This is a genomic window from Streptomyces sp. NPDC052701 (genome assembly GCF_040678355.1).
Classification (GTDB): Bacteria; Actinomycetota; Actinomycetes; order Streptomycetales; family Streptomycetaceae; genus Streptomyces.
The window spans coordinates 68630-86608 of sequence record NZ_JBFATO010000023.1 but is presented as its reverse complement, the minus strand read 5'-3'; the positions used below and the strand labels follow the sequence as shown (position 1 = coordinate 86608).

At 70.2% G+C, this 17979-nt stretch carries 19 protein-coding genes and 1 tRNA gene; 12 read left to right on the top strand and 8 right to left on the bottom strand.

Features of this window, described 5'->3' with window-relative positions:
* Positions 1-38 precede the first annotated feature (38 nt).
* From AB0L29_RS24305 to AB0L29_RS24250, 12 genes are all read left to right on the top strand, one after another.
* A complete protein-coding gene (locus AB0L29_RS24305) occupies positions 39-368 on the top strand; it encodes a hypothetical protein (protein WP_365829857.1) in 330 nt (109 codons plus the stop codon).
* 2 nt (positions 369-370) lie between these two features.
* Positions 371-1711, top strand: a complete 1341-nt coding sequence (locus AB0L29_RS24300) for an FtsK/SpoIIIE domain-containing protein (RefSeq protein ID WP_365829855.1) — start codon at positions 371-373, stop codon at positions 1709-1711.
* Between the two features lie 78 nt (positions 1712-1789).
* Complete coding sequence (locus tag AB0L29_RS24295; RefSeq protein ID WP_365829854.1) at positions 1790-2458, top strand: DUF2637 domain-containing protein; 669 nt, start codon at positions 1790-1792, stop codon at positions 2456-2458.
* Between the two features lie 19 nt (positions 2459-2477).
* A complete protein-coding gene (locus AB0L29_RS24290; RefSeq protein WP_365829853.1) occupies positions 2478-2660 on the top strand; it encodes a hypothetical protein in 183 nt (60 codons plus the stop codon).
* A gap of 4 nt (positions 2661-2664) precedes the next feature.
* Positions 2665-2853, top strand: a complete 189-nt coding sequence (locus tag AB0L29_RS24285; RefSeq protein ID WP_030820282.1) for a mobile element transfer protein — start codon at positions 2665-2667, stop codon at positions 2851-2853.
* Positions 2854-2867: 14 nt separating this feature from the next.
* A complete protein-coding gene (locus tag AB0L29_RS24280) occupies positions 2868-3023 on the top strand; it encodes a hypothetical protein (RefSeq protein WP_365829852.1) in 156 nt (51 codons plus the stop codon).
* 12 nt (positions 3024-3035) lie between these two features.
* The gene (locus AB0L29_RS24275; RefSeq protein ID WP_365829851.1) at positions 3036-3362 is read left to right on the top strand and encodes a SpdD-like protein; all 327 of its coding nucleotides are present in this window, start codon (positions 3036-3038) and stop codon (positions 3360-3362) included.
* A gap of 3 nt (positions 3363-3365) precedes the next feature.
* Entirely contained in the window at positions 3366-3911 is a 546-nt protein-coding gene (locus AB0L29_RS24270; RefSeq protein ID WP_365829850.1) for a GGDEF domain-containing protein, read from the top strand.
* Positions 3912-4005: 94 nt separating this feature from the next.
* On the top strand, positions 4006-4185 hold the full coding sequence (locus tag AB0L29_RS24265; protein ID WP_365829893.1) for a hypothetical protein: 180 nt from the start codon (positions 4006-4008) through the stop codon (positions 4183-4185).
* Positions 4186-4189: 4 nt separating this feature from the next.
* Positions 4190-5581, top strand: coding sequence for a replication initiator protein RepSA (repSA, locus tag AB0L29_RS24260; protein ID WP_365829849.1), 1392 nt, complete (start codon positions 4190-4192; stop codon positions 5579-5581).
* Positions 5578-5766 carry a helix-turn-helix domain-containing protein gene (locus AB0L29_RS24255; protein ID WP_365829848.1) on the top strand — a complete coding sequence of 63 codons (189 nt, stop codon included), beginning with the start codon at positions 5578-5580 and terminating at the stop codon, positions 5764-5766. The genes repSA and AB0L29_RS24255 overlap by 4 nt, the downstream gene beginning before the upstream one ends.
* Positions 5766-6923 carry a site-specific integrase gene (locus tag AB0L29_RS24250; RefSeq protein ID WP_365829847.1) on the top strand — a complete coding sequence of 386 codons (1158 nt, stop codon included), beginning with the start codon at positions 5766-5768 and terminating at the stop codon, positions 6921-6923. Before AB0L29_RS24255 ends, AB0L29_RS24250 begins: the two co-directional genes overlap by 1 nt.
* Positions 6924-6978: 55 nt before the next feature.
* Here AB0L29_RS24250 and AB0L29_RS24245 read toward each other — a convergent pair.
* From AB0L29_RS24245 to dnaN, 8 genes are all read right to left on the bottom strand, one after another.
* Positions 6979-7055: transfer RNA gene (locus AB0L29_RS24245), tRNA-Ile, on the bottom strand.
* 139 nt (positions 7056-7194) lie between these two features.
* Positions 7195-7968: a DUF3566 domain-containing protein gene (locus tag AB0L29_RS24240; protein ID WP_365829846.1), complete on the bottom strand. Its 774-nt coding sequence runs from the start codon at positions 7966-7968 to the stop codon at positions 7195-7197.
* 18 nt (positions 7969-7986) lie between these two features.
* Positions 7987-10575, bottom strand: a complete 2589-nt coding sequence (gyrA, locus tag AB0L29_RS24235) for a DNA gyrase subunit A (protein ID WP_365829845.1) — start codon at positions 10573-10575, stop codon at positions 7987-7989.
* Positions 10576-10617: 42 nt separating this feature from the next.
* A complete protein-coding gene (gene gyrB, locus AB0L29_RS24230; RefSeq protein WP_365829844.1) occupies positions 10618-12678 on the bottom strand; it encodes a DNA topoisomerase (ATP-hydrolyzing) subunit B in 2061 nt (686 codons plus the stop codon).
* A gap of 449 nt (positions 12679-13127) precedes the next feature.
* The gene (locus tag AB0L29_RS24225) at positions 13128-13718 is read right to left on the bottom strand and encodes a DciA family protein (protein WP_365829843.1); all 591 of its coding nucleotides are present in this window, start codon (positions 13716-13718) and stop codon (positions 13128-13130) included.
* Positions 13715-14836, bottom strand: a complete 1122-nt coding sequence (recF, locus tag AB0L29_RS24220; protein WP_365829842.1) for a DNA replication/repair protein RecF — start codon at positions 14834-14836, stop codon at positions 13715-13717. Before recF ends, AB0L29_RS24225 begins: the two co-directional genes overlap by 4 nt.
* Before the next feature lie 36 nt (positions 14837-14872).
* Positions 14873-15748, bottom strand: coding sequence for a phosphogluconate dehydrogenase (NAD(+)-dependent, decarboxylating) (gene gnd, locus AB0L29_RS24215; protein ID WP_365829841.1), 876 nt, complete (start codon positions 15746-15748; stop codon positions 14873-14875).
* A gap of 288 nt (positions 15749-16036) precedes the next feature.
* Positions 16037-17167 (bottom strand): DNA polymerase III subunit beta, encoded by a 1131-nt coding sequence (gene dnaN, locus AB0L29_RS24210; protein WP_365829840.1) that lies wholly within the window; start codon positions 17165-17167, stop codon positions 16037-16039.
* Positions 17168-17979 lie beyond the last annotated feature (812 nt).

The following is a 17979-nucleotide window of genomic DNA, read 5'->3' as shown; positions in this document are numbered from 1 at the left end:
CCTATCGGGCTGCTCCGACATCAACGCTGGGAGTACTGATGCCGTCCTTCAAGATCGACCTCTCGACCGCCGTGGTGTTCGTGGCGACGGCGCCGGAACCGAAGATGGCGAACAAGAAGACCGGGGAGCGGGCCTTGGACCGGGAGACCGGTGCAGGCCTGTCGACCGTGGGCCTGCTGGTCTCGGACGAGGGTGAGGGCAACCTCTACCAGGTGACCGTCCCCGAGACGGGTATCCCGGAGGGCCTGATGCCGGGCATGCCGGTCCGGGTCGTCGGGCTGAAGGCGCGGGACTGGGAGAACGAGTTCAACGGCCAGAAGCGGCACGGGATCTCGTTCCGCGCGGTCGCGATCACGGCGGCGGCCTGACCATGGCCGACCTGACGATGTGGCTGGAGGCCACGGGGGCGTTAGCGGGTGTTGGCGGTCTCGGTTACGCCAAGGTGCGGGCTCCGCGGGTGTACTGGTCGCTGGTCGGGATGCCGCTCGCCTGGAGCCGGTTCACCTTCTCCTACCGGTCCACGATGGACGTGTGCGGGTTGACGGTGCAGCCGTCCGGCCTGCGGGCGTTCATGACCCGCAATGTCGCTCGCCGTGAGGTGCAGCCGGTCCCACCGAAGATCCGCCGGGTGCGTCCCACCTCGACCGGCCTGCGGGTCACGCTGCGGCTGCCGGCCGGGTTGGAGCCCGCCGACGTGGTCGCCTCCTCGGAGCGGCTGCGGCATGCCTGGGGCGTGCACTCCGTGACCGTGGTGGAGACCAAGCCCGGGTTCGTGGAACTGCGCATGACCGGCTATGACGTGCTGCGCCGGGTGCGCATGCCGCGCAAGGCTGCCCCGCATGACCTGGTGGTGCCGGTGGCGCTGCGTGAGGACGGGACCGCCTTCGAGCGGGACTACCGCAAGGCCCCCATGGCGCTCACCCTGGGCGCGAACCACTCCGGCAAGTCGATGTACCTGCGCAACCTGATCAAAGGACTGGCGCAACTGCCGGTGGCGCTGGTCGGCATCGACTGCAAGCGCGGTGTTGAACAGCGGGCGTTCGCGCCCCGGCTGTCGGCGCTGGTCACCACCCCAGACGACGCGGCCTCGCTGCTGGCGGTGCTGGTCGCGGAGATGGAAGACCGCTTCGACCTGCTCAGCAACCACGGTGCTTCCGACGTCTGGGAGCTGCCCGAGGATGTGCGGCCGGTGCCGGTCGTGGTCCTGGTGGACGAGGTGGCGGAACTGTTCCTGATCTCCTCGAAGAAGGATGAGGAACGCCGCGAGAAGATCGTGACCGCGTTGATCCGGCTGGCGCAGATGGCCCGCGCGGTCGGGGTCTACCTGGAGATCTGCGGGCAGCGCTTCGGCTCCGACCTAGGCAAAGGCGCCACCATGCTCCGCGCTCAGCTCACCGGTCGCGTGGTGCACCGCGTCAACGACAAGCAGACCGCGGAAATGGGCCTGGCCGACGTCGCCCCGGACGCGGTGCCGGTCGCGAGCCTGATCCCGATGGAACGCCCCGGCACGGCTGTAGCGGCGGACTCCACGGGCGGCTGGTCGAAGATCCGCACCCCGAACACCTCCCGCGCGGATGTCGTCGCGGTCTGCCGGAAGTTCGCCCACCTGGTCCCAGACCTTCCCGCCCTCGAACCGTTCCGCCCTTACGTGCCCGCCGAGGCGCCGGAGACCGGTCCGTCGCTGGTCAAGCCCCGCCCGGTCACCGACTGACACCGCCCGGGGCGGGCGACCGGACACCTGCTTCCCGCCCGCCCCCCGGCCCGACACCCCCTCGAAGGGAGGTGCCCCATGCTCCGCTCGATCCGCCTGGACGCCGTACTCGTTCAAGCCGTCATCGCCGGTGCGCTGTCCTTCGCCCACCTGCACGACCTCGCCGCCGCCGCCGGACAGACCGGCTGGAAAGCCTGGGCCTACCCGGTCTCGGTCGACCTGCTCCTGGTCGCCGCCTGGCGCCGACTGCGCACCGCCCGGCGGGACCGCTCGGCCTGGACTTGGTTCGTCATCGCCCTGGCTGCCTCGCTCGGCGCGAACGTCGCGACCGCCGGGCTCCTCGACCTCGACCAGGTGCCCGCCTGGCTGCGCATCCTCGTCGCCGGCTGGCCCGCGCTGGCCTTCCTCGGCGGAACCCTCCTGGTCCACACCCCCGCCGAACCGGCCACCCCCGTACAGCCCGTGGACGACGAACCGGCCGCGCCGGAAGTCGAGATGCACCGCACCGACGACCCCGACCCCGCCTCGCCCGCGCCATCCGCGCCGGAACTCGCACCAGCCCCACCGCCGCCCGTCCCAACCCCCGCGCCGGTCGTCCCGGCTGCGCTGCTCGACCACGCCCGGAAGATCGCCGACGCACACCGTGCCTCGACCGGCACACCGATGCCCGCTGACGCCCTGTCGGCCCGGCTCGGTCTGCCCGCCCCGATGGTCGACGCCATCGCCGCACAACTCCAACTCACCTGATCGGAAAGGAGTTCGCCTCATGTCCCGGTCTTTCGACCGCCCCGCCGACTTCATCGGCGCCGCCCGTGAGATGGCCGTCACCGGCCGCCCCGCCCTGGCCCGGCTGCTCGCCGAGGAAGCCGCCGACCGCACCCCGGATGCCGACACCGCCGCCCGCATCCTCGCTGAGTTCCCCGGCCCCAGCCTCCGACAGGAGGGCTGACCCCATGGCCGTCTACCGCCGCTTCCGCGACCGCGTCCGCATCGGCCCCGTGCAGGTCGCCACGTACTACGACGGCCGGGGCCGTGACCGGCACACCGCCGCCTGCACCGCCCCCGGCTGCGGCTTCTCCGCCGACTACCGAGACCGCGCCGGCGCCGAACTCGCCGCCCGTACCCACCGCTGCAAGGCATAGGAGGACCCCGCGTCATGGACGTTCCGCTCTGGCTCGCCCTGCTCGCCGTCGGCTTCCTCGGAGTCAAGCTCATCCGCCCGCCGTGGTGGCTCGTGGCCGTGCTCCTCCTGGGCGGCTACCTCCTCGCCGACAGCATCCTGGCCCCCGCCCTCACCACCGTCGTCAAGTAAGGAGACCTGCTCATGTTCCGGCCCAAGCTCCCGTCCATGCCCCAGCCCACCGGCAGGGCCACCCCGCCCGCGGTCGCCGTCGAGCCGACCATCATCACCCCGGGCACCCCGGCCCCGCCGCCGGCACCTGTCGCCCCGGCCCCGGTCTCGGCCCGGCCCACGGTTCAGCTCACCCCCGGCAGCGCACTCGCCCTCGCCGCCGGCGGTGGCGCCGTGGTCCTGGTCGTCGGCGCGGTCCTGGTCTCCATGCTCCTCGCGGTCGCCATCACCGGCGTGTCCATCGCCCTGGTCGCCGTCGTCCTGCGCCTGCTCGTCAACGACCTGCACAAGGGACGGTGAGCCATGGAAACCGTGATCGCTGCCGCATTACCGGCCCTCGGCTGGGCCGTCCACGGCGGACTGCTCCTGCGCCGTCTGGCCACCGCCCGCCGCGACCCGCTGACCGGACTGCACACCCGCGCCGGATGGACCGCCCGCGCCGAACACCTGCTCACCCGGCACCCGGCCGCGCTGGTCGTCCTGATCGACCTGGACGACTTCAAGGCCACCAACGACACGCACGGCCACGCAGCCGGTGACGCCGTCCTCGCCGCGACCGCCCGCCGACTGCGCGACTGGTGCGGACGCCACGGCATCGCCGCCCGCCTCGGCGGAGACGAGTTCGCCGCCATCGTCACCGACCCCGCCCACACCCCCGGCACGACCGCGCTGCAAACGGCCCTCGCCCGGCCCGTGGCCCATGACGGGCGCCTGCTGCCGGTCTCCGCCTCCGTCGGCTTCTGCCACCGCACCGACCTGCCGGTCGCCGCACTCACCGACGCCCTGTCCCACGCCGACGCCGGCATGTACGCGGCCAAGGGCCACGGAAGGCGCAACGTCCACAACTGAACGGCCCCCGGAGCGGCCTCGGTCGCCAAACTTCCGCCGCTCCGGGCGCCTGCACCCATTCCAGATCCAACGGACCCGAAAGGGAAACCTCATGATGCCCCAGCACGCCCGGACCCCGCGCGTCTGCCGCGCCTGCGACGGCTTCCCCGTCGTCGCCATCACCACCGGCACCCGCCACCGCGACGGCACCCGCGCCACCCTCCACGTCACCTGCCCCACCTGCAAGGGCACCGGCCACACCGCTCCCGCCAGCGTCGTCCGGATCGGAAGGTGACCGCGTGACCGACGCCGCCACCGTGGCGGGCCTGGCCCCGGCCACCCTCGCCGACGTGCTGAGGCTGGCCGGGTCCACCGGCTTCGACCGCATCCAGGACCAGATCCGCCGTACCGGCGGCTGCACCGACCCGATCCGCCTGCAAGGCTCCGTCGTCGTCCGGGACAAGGAAACCCGCCACGTCCTGCACCGGTACTCCACCGACACCGAACCCGGCGGCGTCCTCCGTGTGGCCTGTGGCAACCGGCGGGCCTCCCGCTGCCCCGCCTGCGCCTGGACCTACGCGGGCGACACCTACCACCTCATCCGCGCCGGCCTCGTCGGCGACCCGGTCAAAGGCACCCCGGAGACCATCCGGGATCACCCGCGGGTGTTCGCCACCCTCACCGCGCCCTCGTTCGGCCCGGTCCACAACCGGCCCGGTAACCGGCCCTGCCGCTGCGGCGTCCGTCACTGCGAGGACGCCCCCGAGCTGGGCACCCCGCTCGCCCCGGAGACGTACGACTACGCGGGCGCGGTGCTGTGGAACAACCACGCCTCAGAGCTGTGGCGCTACTTCACGATCTACCTGCGCCGCGAGATCGCCAAGCGGGTCGGGCTCACGCAGAAGGCTGCCCGGGAAGCCTCCCGCGTGTCCTTCGGCAAGGTCGCCGAGTACCAGAAGCGCGGCGTCGTCCACTTCCATGCCGTGATCCGCTTCGACGGCCCCGGCGGGCCTGACGACCCGCCGCCGGCCTGGGCCACCGTCGACCTGCTCACCGACGCGATCCGGGCCGCCGCCACCCGCGTGGAAGTCGACGTGCCCGCCGCCGGCGACCAACCGGCCCGCGTCCTGCGTTGGGGCACCCAGCTCGACGTCCACACCATCCGGGCCTTCGGCGACGGCGAGGAAATCACCGAACAGGCCGTCGCCTCCTACGTCGCCAAGTACGCCACCAAAGCGGCTGAGACCACCGGCACCGTCGACCGCCGCATCGGCAACAAGGAAGCTCCCGTCCTGCTCGGCGTCCCCGACCACCCGGCCCGGCTCATCGCCGCATGCCTCGACCTGCACGTGCTCTACCCGGACCGGAAGCTGCGCGACTGGGCACACATGCTCGGCTTCCGCGGTCACTTCTCCACCAAGTCCCGCCACTACTCCACCACTCTCGGCGCTCTCCGCCAGGTCCGCGCCGACTACCGCGCCGCCCAGCAACGCGCCGCCCTCGGCCTGCCCGACCCCGACGACGAGGAAGCAACCACGCTCACCCTCGCCCACTGGACCTACGCCGGCCACGGCCACACCCCCGGCGAATCCTGGCTCGCCGCCAACATCCGCCGCGACATCCGGCACAACCGTGAGGTCGCCCGCGAGGAACTACCCGCCCTGCTCGACCTGGAAGGAGCCGCAACATGACCACCGCCACCCCGGAGCTGCTGACCGTGCCCGAGGTCATGGCGCGGCTGAAGGTGGGCCGAACCAAGGTCTACGACCTGATCCGTACGCGCCGCCTCGTGTCCATCAAGGTCGACGGATGCCGCCGTATCCCGGATCACGCGGTCCGCGACTTCATCGCCGGCCAGATCGGGGAGGCTGCGTGATGGCGAAGCGTCGGCCCAACGGCGGTGGCACGATCACCAAGCGGTCCGATGGTCGCTACCAGGGCGCCGCCTATGTGACCGACACGGACGGCAACCGAGTGCGCAAGTACGTCTACGGCCGAACGTGGGACGAAGCCAACGAGAAGCTGGGCAAGCTCCAGGACCAGGAGCGCAACGGCGTCCCCGTGCCGTCCCGGTCCTGGACGCTCGGGGAATGGCTGGCTTACTGGCTGGAGCACATCGTCGCTCCGGAGCGCGAGCACAACACGTATGTGAAGTACGAGTCCAAGGTGCGGCTGTACCTGCTGCCGCATCTCGGCAAGAAGCCGCTGGTCAAGCTCACCCCGGCGCAGATCCGGGCCTTCATGGCCACGCTGGCGCGGGAGAAGGTCGGCGCCTCGGCCCGCTTCGAGGTCCTGCGCGTGCTCCGCAACGCCCTCAACCGGGCCATGCGCGAGGAGCTGGTCACTCGGAACGTCGCCCTGCTGGTCGACATGCCCAAGGTCAGCAGGGACAGGGGCACGGCGTGGAACGCTCGGGAAGCCATCGCCTTCCTGCGCTCGGTGCGTGCCCACCGGCTCTACGCGGCCTGCGTCCTCGTCCTGGTCCTCGGCCTCCGCCGCAGCGAGGTGCTCGGGCTGCGCTGGCAGGACATCGACTTCGAGGCCGGCCAATTCACCCCGGTCAAGCAGGTGCAGCGGGTCAAGGGCGTGGGCCTGGTCCTCAAGGACCTCAAGACGGAGTCCTCACAGGCCGTGCTCCCGCTCCCGGAGTTCTGCGCTCGGGTCCTCGAGGAGCGCCGGGAGCTCCAGGAGCTGGAGCGGAAGATCGCCGGTGAGCACTGGGCGCAGGAGCCGGACCATGACCTGATCTTCTCCTCCGAGCACGGCGGCATGATCGACCCGGTGGGCTTCTCCCGTACCTTCGATCGGCTCGCCAAACGGGCCGGTGTGCGCCGGATCACAGTCCGCCTCGCCCGGCACACCTGCGGGACCCTGCTCGCCTTCCTGAAGGTGCACCCCAAGGTCGCCCAGGCGATTCTCCGGCACAGTCAGATCAGCATGACCATGGACGTCTACACGCACGTGGTCGGCGACAGCGAGCGCGAAGCGGTGGGCATGCTCGCTGAGCTTCTGGAAGATCCACTCATCGGTTGATGTCAGCCATGGATGTCAAAGACCCCCAGCCGATATCGACTGGGGGTCTTTACGCTGGTGGGGCTAACAGGATTTGAACCTGTGGCCTCATCCTTATCAGGGATGCGCTCTAACCAACTGAGCTATAGCCCCGCCGCGCTCTGCGGTGTGTGTCCCGCGCGCTGACTCCTGAAGATTAGCGCACGAGGCGGGCAGTCCCAAAATCGGTTGTCGCAGGCCGGTCGGGGGAGCCGGGAGCCCTCGGGAACCGAGGGCTCCGGAACGGACCCCCTCACTCGTCCTCCGCCAGCGTCAGCTCCACGCCCCCGACGAAGCCGGCCGACAGGTTGTAGATGAACGCGCCGAGCGTCGCGAGGGCCGTCGCCAGGACGACGTCGATGACCGCGATGATCGTCGCGAAGAGCAGGACGTTGGGGAGCGACAGGAAGGCCTGCAGGTCGAAGCCGTTCGATTCGTTCGAGCCGGTGGCCTCGGAGATCGTGCCGCCGACCGTGGAGAAGACGCCCATCGCGTCCATGACCATCCACAGCACCGCCGATGCCACGATCGTGCAGATGCCCAGCGCGATGGAGAGCAGGAAGCTGACCTTCATCACCGACCACGGGTCGGCCTTGGCGACGCGCAGGCGGGCCTTGCGGACGCGGGGCGCGGTGCGCGCGCCCGTGCGCGGCCGGCGTACGGCGCCGGCCGCGGCGCCCTGCGCCGGGTAGGCCTGCGGCGGGTGGTACGGACCGGAGGGCTGCTGCGACCGGCGCTCACCCGGCAGCGGCGAGGCCGGCTGCGCGGCCGCTTCCTGGGGCACCTGCGGGGTGCCCGGGCCCGCTCCGGCCGCCGACGGCTGCGTCTGCGGGCCTCGGGTGTCCGTCACAGTTCCCCCCTGGGGGCCACGGGTCTCGGAAGAGGACGAGTCCTTCGCGGGCGACCTGATCGCCTGCAGATTGGTCGTGTGCGGATCGCTCGCATGCGCGGCGGAGCCACGGCCGCCGCCGCCCGCCTCCGCACCCGTGGAGGTACCGGTCGATCCGGCGCCCGTGGCTCCGCTCACGCTGACTCACTCCTCGTGCTACTCGGTCGAGGGCGCCTCACCCTCGTCCGTGCCGGTGGCCGCGACGTCCTCGGCGGTCTCGTCGACGGCCACGTCACCGTCGACCTCCTCCGCCTCGCGTCCCGCCTCGGCGTTGCGTGCGATGCCGACCACGGCATCGCGCTTGCCCAGATTGATCAGTTGGACGCCCATGGTGTCACGGCCCGTCTCCCTGATCTCGTTGACCCGCGTACGGATCACACCGCCGGACAGCGTGATGGCGAGGATCTCGTCGGTCTCCTCGACCACCAGCGCGCCGACGAGCGAACCGCGGTCCTCGACGATCTTGGCGGCCTTGATACCGAGGCCGCCGCGACCCTGGACGCGGTACTCGTCGACCGCGGTCCGCTTCGCGTACCCGCCGTCGGTGGCAGTGAACACGAACGTACCGGGTCGGACGACATTCATCGAGAGGAGCTCGTCGCCCTCGCGGAAACTCATGCCCTTGACGCCCGAGGTCGCGCGGCCCATGGGACGCAGGGTTTCGTCCGAGGCGGTGAACCGGATCGATTGCGCCTTCTTGCTGATCAGCAGCAGATCGTCGTCGGACGAGACGAGTTCGGCCCCGATCAGTTCATCGTCGGCGCCGTCCGCCGTCTCACGCAGGTTGATCGCGATGACACCGCCGGAGCGCGGCGAATCGTAATCCTTCAGAGGCGTCTTCTTCACCAGGCCCGCCTTGGTGGCCAGGACCAGGTACGGAGCCGCGTCGTAGTCGCGGATCGCGAGGATCTCGGCGATCGCCTCGTCCGGCTGGAAGGCGAGCAGGTTGGCGACGTGCTGGCCGCGCGCGTCCCGGCCGGCGTCCGGGAGCTCGTACGCCTTCACCCGGTAGACGCGGCCCTTGTTGGTGAAGAACAGCAGCCAGTGGTGGGTGGTGGACACGAAGAAGTGGTCGACGATGTCGTCTTCCTTCAGCTTCGCGCCGCGCACGCCCTTGCCGCCGCGCTTCTGCGCCCGGTAGTCGTCGGTCTTGGTGCGCTTGATGTAACCGCCGCGGGTGACCGTGACGACGATGTCCTCTTCGGCGATCAGGTCCTCGATGGACATGTCGCCCTCGTACGGGATCAGCTTGGTCTTGCGGTCGTCGCCGTACTTCTCGACGAGCGCGGCCAGCTCGTCGCTGACGATGCCGCGCTGGCGGGCGGGCGAGGCGAGGATCTCGTTGTACTCGTTGATCTTCGCCTGGAGCTCGTCGTGCTCCTGGACGATCTTCTGGCGCTCCAGGGCGGCCAGGCGGCGCAGCTGCATCTCCAGGATGGCGTTGGCCTGGATCTCGTCGATCTCCAGGAGGCTCATCAGGCCCCCGCGCGCGATCTCCGCCGTGTCACTGCGCCGGATCAGCGCGATGACCTCGTCGATGGCGTCCAGGGCCTTGAGCAGGCCGCGCAGGATGTGGGCGCGCTCCTCGGCCTTGCGCAGGCGGAAGCGGGTCCGGCGGACGATGACCTCGATCTGGTGCGTCACCCAGTGGCGGATGAACGCGTCCAGGGAGAGGGTCCGGGGCACACCGTCGACCAGCGCCAGCATGTTGGCGCCGAAGTTCGTCTGCAGGTCGGTGTGCTTGTAGAGGTTGTTCAGCACCACCTTGGCGACCGCGTCCCGCTTCAGGACGATGACCAGGCGCTGGCCGGTGCGCGAGGACGTCTCGTCGCGGACGTCCGCGATGCCGCCGATCTTGCCGTCCTTCACCAGGTCGGCGATCTTCTGCGCGAGGTTGTCCGGGTTGACCTGGTAGGGGAGCTCCGTGACCACCAGGCACTGGCGGTTCTGGATCTCCTCGACCTCGACGACCGCGCGCATGGTGATGGAGCCGCGGCCGGTGCGGTACGCCTCCTCGATGCCCTTGCGGCCGACGACCAGCGCGCCGGTCGGGAAGTCGGGGCCCTTGATGCGCTCGATGAGGGCGTCGAGCAGCTCCTCGTGCGAGGCCTCGGGGTTCTGCAGGTACCACTGGGCGCCCTCGGCGACCTCGCGCAGGTTGTGCGGCGGGATGTTGGTCGCCATGCCGACCGCGATGCCGGCCGACCCGTTGATCAGCAGGTTCGGGAAGCGGGCGGGCAGGACGGTCGGCTCCTGGGAGCGGCCGTCGTAGTTGTCCGTGAAGTCGACGGTCTCCTCGTCGATGTCGCGGACCATCTCCATCGACAGCGGCGCCATCTTGCACTCGGTGTACCGCATGGCCGCGGCCGGGTCGTTGCCCGGGGAACCGAAGTTGCCGTTGGAGTCGACGAGCGGCATGCGCATCGACCAGGGCTGGGCGAGGCGGACCAGGGCGTCGTAGATGGAGGAGTCGCCGTGCGGGTGGTAGTTGCCCATGACGTCGCCGACGACGCGGGCGCACTTGTAGAAGCCGCGCTCGGGGCGGTAGCCGCCGTCGTACATCGCGTACAGCACGCGGCGGTGGACGGGCTTGAGGCCGTCGCGGACGTCGGGCAGCGCACGCGAGACGATGACGGACATCGCGTAGTCGAGGTACGAGCGCTGCATCTCCGTCTCGAGCCCGACGGGCTCGACGCGCAGGGTCTGTCCCTCGTCAGGCGTGACGGGAGTGTTCTCGTCGGTCATTGCTGGTGAAGGTCCTTCCTGGTGCGGTCAGCTGAGACCGACTCAGATGTCGAGGAAGCGGACGTCCTTGGCGTTGCGCTGGATGAACGCGCGGCGGGCCTCGACGTCCTCGCCCATCAGGACCGAGAACAGGTCGTCGGCCTGGGCGGCGTCGTCGAGGGTGACCTGGCCGAGGACGCGGTGCTCCTGGTCCATGGTCGTGATGCGCAGCTCCTCGGCGTTCATCTCGCCGAGACCCTTGAAGCGCTGGACCGAGTCCTCCCGGATGCGCTTGCCGGCCTGGCGGCCCATCTCGATCAGGGCGTCGCGCTCGCGGTCGGAGTACGCGTACTCGAAGTCGTCCTTGCCCCACTTGATCTTGTAGAGCGGCGGACGGGAGAGGTACACGTGCCCGGCCTCGACCAGCGGCCGCATGAAGCGGAACAGGAAGGTCAGCAGCAGGGTGTTGATGTGCTGGCCGTCGACGTCGGCGTCCGCCATCAGGATGATCTTGTGATAGCGGAGCTTGGAGATGTCGAAGTCCTCGTGCACGCCCGTGCCGAACGCGGAGATCATCGCCTGGATCTCCTGGTTCTGCAGGATGCGGTCGATGCGCGCCTTCTCGACGTTGAGGATCTTGCCGCGGATCGGGAGGATCGCCTGGTACTGCGGGTTGCGGCCGGACTTGGCCGAGCCGCCGGCGGAGTCGCCCTCGACGATGAAGATCTCGCACTTGGCCGGGTCGTTGGACTGGCAGTCGGCCAGCTTGCCCGGCAGGGACGCGGTCTCCAGCAGGCCCTTGCGGCGGGTCAGATCGCGGGCCTTGCGGGCCGCCACGCGCGCGGTGGCCGCCGCGATGCCCTTGCGGACGATGTCCGCGGCCTCGTTCGGGTTGCGGTCCAGCCAGTCGGCCAGGTGCTCGTAGACGGCCTTCTGCACGAAGGTCTTCGCCTCGGTGTTGCCCAGCTTGGTCTTGGTCTGGCCCTCGAACTGCGGCTCGCTGAGCTTGACCGAGATGATCGCGGTCAGGCCCTCGCGGATGTCGTCGCCCGTGAGGTTGTCGTCCTTCTCGCGCAGCAGCTTCTTGTCGCGCGCGTACTTGTTGATCAGGGACGTCAGCGCGGCGCGGAAGCCCTCTTCGTGCGTGCCGCCCTCGTGGGTGTGGATGATGTTCGCGAAGGAGTACACGCCCTCGCTGTAGCCGCTGTTCCACTGCATCGCGACCTCGAGGGACAGGCTCTTGTCCTTGTCCTCGGCCTCCAGGTCGATGATCGTGGGGTGGACGACCTCGCCCTTGCGGGTGTTGAGGTACTTCACGAAGTCGACGATGCCGCCCTCGTAGTGGTAGGTGACGGACTTCGCCTCGTCCTTCTCGTCGGCGCCCGCCTCGTCCGCCCCGGCCGTGGCCTTCGCCGACTCGCGCTCGTCGGTGAGCCTGATCGTCAGGCCCTTGTTGAGGAACGCCATCTCCTGGAAACGCCGCGACAGCGTCTCGAAGGAGTACTCCGTCGTCTCGAAGATGTCCGCGTCGGCCCAGAAGGTGACCGAGGTGCCGGTCTCCTCGGTGGCCTCGTGCTTGGCCAGCGGCGCCGTCGGCACGCCCATCTTGTAGTCCTGCGTCCAGCGGTGACCGTCGGTCTTGACCTCGACGGACACCTTGCTGGACAGGGCGTTCACGACGGACACGCCCACGCCGTGCAGACCGCCGGAGACCGCGTAACCGCCGCCGCCGAACTTGCCGCCCGCGTGCAGCACGGTCAGCACGACCTCGACGGCCGGCTTGCCCTCGGAGGGCACGATGCCCACGGGGATGCCGCGGCCGTTGTCGACGACGCGCACGCCGCCGTCGGCGAGGATCGTCACGTCGATGGTGTCCGCGTGGCCGGCAAGCGCCTCGTCGACGGAGTTGTCGACGACCTCGTACACGAGGTGGTGCAGTCCTCGCTCACCGGTCGAGCCGATGTACATGCCGGGTCGCTTGCGGACCGCGTCCAGACCCTCGAGGACGGTGATGGCACTGGCGTCGTACGAGGCGGTGACCTCGCCGTTCGACGAGGTCACCGCGCCGTTCTCGCCGGCGTCGGTGGACGGGATGTTCTCGTTGGGGTTGCCGGAATCGGCCACGAAGCGCCCTTTCTGGCACAGCACGAGCCGGGCTCGTCGGCGGGTTGCCGGAGCGGCTGCGGCATGTTGCGTTGGTAAGCCTTGATCAGCGTTGCTCAGCTTTTCCCGGACGGTCCCCACGGTCGGGGCGGGATTGTCTTCCAGTCTACCGGTAGCGCCGACAGTGATGGGGGTTTGCCGGTACCTGAGTCCGCATGTGCCGCCCTCAACCGTCCTCGGCCGACTCCCGATATACGGATGGGGGCCCCAAGAGGCTCACAGCGGCACCCAGCGCTTTCGGGTGTCAACCCTTTGCTACTTGGCAGCAGGGTCCCGATTCGCAACCGTGTGCGGGTGTACGACAAGGCGGGCGCCGGCGGTCCGGAAGAACCGCCGACGCCCGCCGATGTGATGTCGCTCACCCTTTGTCCACGGGTGGGGACGAGGCTCCGGCACGGGCCCGGCGCGCCTCACCCGTAGGTGTCGCCGGGCCCCGTGCTGCCCGGGGCGCGCAGCGGGCCGTAGCGGCGGACGGGACCGCCCGGGCCGTTGACCTTGATCAGCCGGACCGTGCCGTGCCCGAGGTCCTCGTTGAGGCGGGCCACCAGCGTGGGCGCGAGCAGGCGCAGGTTCGTCGCCCAGGCCGTGGAGTCGCAGCGCACGCTCAGGACCCGCTCGTCCTCGTCGTACTTCTCCGGCACGCAGTGCTTGGCCACGTCCTCGCCGACGATCTGCGGCCAGCGGCCCATGACGCCGCCCACCGCGGCCGGGGCCTCCCAGCCGCGTTCGGTGATGAGCCGGTTGATGGCGGCACCGAGCGCCATGGGGTCGCGGCCGTCGGCGCGCGCGCCGGAGCGCAGGCCGCCACGCCGCGCCTGCTTCTTCTGCCGCGCCGCGTCACCCCGCGCGCGTGCCGCCTCCTTCGCCGCGCGCAGCGCCACGCGCGCGAGGTCCACGCCGGAGGGCTCGGTGGTCCTCCGGGGGGCGCCCGGTGCGCTCCGGTCGTCCGGGGCGGTCCGTGGCGGGGTCGCGGGCCCCCGCTCGGGCGCGTTCTCGCTCATACGCGCTCCACCGTCCCCCCGGACACCGCGAACCGCGCCCCCGACAGCACGTGCGGTACGTCGTCGTCGACCGCGGCGGTCACCAGGACCTGCTCACCGGGTGCGACCAGCTCGGCCAGCCGCTCACGGCGACGGGTGTCCAGCTCGGCGAAGACGTCGTCGAGGACGAGCACCGGCTCGTTGCCCTCGGCGCTCAGCAGGTCGTACGAGGCCAGGCGCAGCGCCAGCGCGTAGGACCAGGACTCGCCGTGCGAGGCGTAGCCCTTGGCGGGCAGCTGGCCGAGCTTGAGCAGGAGGTCGTCCCGGTGGGGCCCCACGAGGGTGACGCCCCGCTCGATCTCCTGCTTGCGGGCGTCGGCGAGCGCGGCCGTCAGCTGCTCGTAGAGGTCCTCGCGGGTGTGCGCCTCGCCCGGCGCCGACGGCCTGTACTCCAGGGAGACCGGGCCGCCGCCGGGGGCCAGCTGCTCGTAGGCCTTGTCGGCCAGCGGCTGGATCGCCGCGATCAGGTCCAGGCGCTGGGCGAGCAGCTCGGCGCCCGCGCGCGCGAGGTGCTGGTCCCACACGTCCAGGGTGGACAGGTCCATGCCCCGTCCGCCGTGCCGGCGGGCCAGCGCGGCCGACTTCAGCAGGGTGTTGCGCTGCTTGAGGACCCGGTCGTAGTCGGAACGGACCCCGGCCATGCGCGGGGAGCGGGCGGTGATCAGCTCGTCGAGGAAGCGCCGCCGCTCGCCGGGGTCGCCCTTGACCAGGGCGAGGTCCTCGGGCGCGAAGAGGACCGTGCGGACGATGCCGAGGATGTCGCGGGGCCTGACCTGCGAGGACCTGTTGATGCGGGCGCGGTTGGCGCGGCCCGGGTTCAGCTCCAGCTCGACCAGCTGCTGCCTCTCGCCCTGGCGGACCTGCGCCCGGACGATCGCGCGGTCGGCGCCCATGCGGACCAGGGGGGCGTCGGAGGAGACCCGGTGACTGCCGAGGGTGGCGAGGTAGCCGACCGCCTCGACCAGGTTCGTCTTGCCCTGCCCGTTGGGGCCGACGAAGGCCGTCACCCCCGGGTCGAGCGGGACCTCGACCCGGGGATAGGAGCGGAAGTCGGCCAGCGACAGATGCGTGACGTGCATGGTCGTTTCGCCGACCTCCAGACCTTCGGGTGTTGCCTACTTCTTCTCGACCGCGTGGCCGCCGAACTGGTTGCGCAGCGCCGCGATCATCTTCATCTGCGGGGAGTCCTCCTGGCGGGAGGCGAACCGCGCGAACAGCGACGCGGTGATCGCCGGCAGCGGCACCGCGTTGTCGATCGCGGCCTCCACGGTCCAGCGTCCCTCACCGGAGTCCTGCGCATAACCCCGGAGCCCGTCCAGGTGCTCGTCCTCGTCGAGGGCGTTCACCGCGAGGTCGAGCAGCCAGGAGCGGATGACCGTGCCCTCCTGCCAGGAGCGGAAGACCTCGCGGACGTTCTCCACGGAGTCGACCTTCTCCAGCAGCTCCCAGCCCTCGGCGTAGGCCTGCATCATCGCGTACTCGATGCCGTTGTGGACCATCTTCGCGAAGTGGCCCGCGCCGACCTTGCCGGCGTGCACCGAGCCGAACTCGCCCTCCGGCTTGAGGGCGTCGAAGATCGGCTGCACCTTGGCGACGTTCTCGGCGTCACCGCCGTACATCAGCGCGTAGCCGTTCTCCAGGCCCCACACGCCGCCGGAGACGCCGCAGTCGACGAAGCCGATGCCCTTGGCGGCCAGCTCCTCGGCGTGCTTCTCGTCGTCGGTCCAGCGGCTGTTGCCGCCGTCCACGACGACGTCACCGGGCTCCAGCAGCTCGGCGAGCTCGTCGATCGTGGACTGGGTGGGGGCGCCTGCCGGGACCATCACCCATATGACGCGCGGACCCTTCAGCTTGCCCACGAGCTCTTCCAGGCTGTGGACGTCGGCGAGGTCCGGGTTGCGGTCGTATCCGATGACGGTGTGGCCCGCGCGGCGGATCCGCTCGCGCATGTTGCCGCCCATCTTGCCGAGGCCGACGAGACCGAGCTCCATCAGTTGTGTTCCTTAGGTGTGCGACGTGGCGTGGCGGGACGTCCGTGCCCGGCACCTGCGCACCGGGACACGACGTACTCCGTCCGAGCCTAAACCCGGACGCTCATGCACAGCTGTGGGCATACGCGCTCACTCGTACGCCCTCACCTGCGCCTTCGTCCCCACCCTGTGGACAACCGCCGGCGGTACCCGGCCACCGGGCCGCGCCGGCGCACCGCGGTCCCGGAAATGAGGGCCGCACAGCTTCCACAGGCCTCACGCCGCGGGCCGGTGCGCGGGCTCAGCCACTCAGCCACTCAGGCGGACAGGCATGATCAGGTACTTGTAAGCCTCGTCCGCCTCGGCGTCCACCGCCGGCCTGCCGCTCAGCAGCGCCGGCTTCGTCGACGTCGTGAAGGACAGCTGGGCCACCGGGGAGTCGATCGCGCTCAGGCCGTCCAGCAGGAAGGTCGGGTTGAAGGCGATGGAGATGTCGTCGCCGTCCAGCTGGGCGTCGACCCTTTCCACAGCCTGTGCATCGTCGCTGGAGCCCGCCTCCAGGATCAGCACGCCCTGCTCGAAGCTGAGCCGCACCGGGGTGTTCCGCTCGGCGACCAGGGACACACGCTTGACGGCCTCCACGAAGGGGGCGGTCTCGATGACGGCGATGCTGTTGAACTCCGTCGGGAACAGCGTGCGGTACTTCGGGAGGTCGCCCTCCAGCAGACGGGTCGTCGTACGGCGGCCGGCGCCCTCGAAACCGATCAGGCCCTCGCCCGCGCCGGAGCCGGACAGCGCCAGCGTCACGGTGTCACCGGCGCCGAGCGACTTGGCGGTGTCCAGGAGCGTCTTGGCGGGCACCAGGGCGACCGCGGAGGCGTCCGGGTTCTCCGGCTTCCACAGGAACTCGCGGACCGCGAAGCGGTAGCGGTCGGTGGAGGCCAGCGTGACCGTGTCGCCCTCGATCTCGATGCGGACACCGGTCAGCACCGGGAGCGTGTCGTCGCGGCCCGCGGCGATGGCGACCTGCTGCACGGCCGAGGAGAAGACCTCGCCCGGGACCGTGCCCGTCGCGTTCGGCATCTGCGGCAGCGCCGGGTACTCCTCCACAGGCAGGGTGTGGAGGGTGAACCGCGAGGAGCCGCAGACCACCGTCGCCCGTACACCGTCTGTGGAAATCTCCACCGGCCGGTTGGGGAGGGCTCGGGAGATGTCGGCGAGGAGACGGCCGGAGACCAGGACCGTGCCCTCCTCCTCGACCTCGGCCTCCACGGACACGCGCGCGGAGACCTCGTAGTCGAAGCTGGACAGGCTCAGCTGGCCCTCCTCGGCCTTCAGCAGCAGGCCGGCGAGGACCGGCGCCGGCGGACGGGCCGGGAGGCTGCGCGCCGCCCAGGCCACTGCCTCCGCGAGTACGTCGCGTTCCACCCGGATCTTCACCGTAAGCCGCCTCCTGCTGTTGCCGGCGTTCTCGCCCTGCTTCGCCTTCGTCGTCTGACTCGGTGTCGTCGGCCCCTGTGGAGGGAAGGACACCGGGAACCAGTCTGACGCACGGCACTGACAGTAGGTGCCCCTCGGGGTCAAGTCGCGACGGGGGCGGCCGGGCACGAGAGCGCGAGTTGTGCACAGGACCCGCTTCGAAACGAATTCCGCGCTCTCTCTAGTCGGACGTAGTAGTAGGGCCTGTGGATACCGTGGATAACCCTGTTTGCCCAGCTCAGCACGGTGATTTTGTCCACGGGTCCTGTGGGCGGCGGCGGTGGACAACCAGGGGTCTCTGTGGAGAACGGAAAGTTCTGCACACCCCGTGCACAGGGCCAGGCGAGTTCTCCCCAGGGCCGTCCCCAGCTTTACCCACGTTTCCCACAGCCCAATCCGATGCCCCGATGTGACGCCTTTCACTCGATGCGGTGAGGGCGCGCGCCGGGTTGCCGAACAGTGGACAGCCGTGTGGAGAAGCTGGGGATCACTGGGGACAACCGCCCCCAGCCTGTGGGCCGCCGGTGGAAAACTCGGTCCACAGGCTGTGGACCGCATTGTTGTCCACAGCCTGTGGAGATCGTTCCTCCACGGATCCACAAGCGGTTGACCTGGCCTGATGGGTCCGCACCAACTGCCGCTGTGGACAAGATCGGGACAACTTCCCGGTCCCCAGGATGTGGACGGGAAAAAGTCGTCGAATCTGTGGAGAGCACCCGTGACCCGGCAGGTATTCGAACAGCGGCGCGCGCGCGTGGGAGGCCGCACACGGC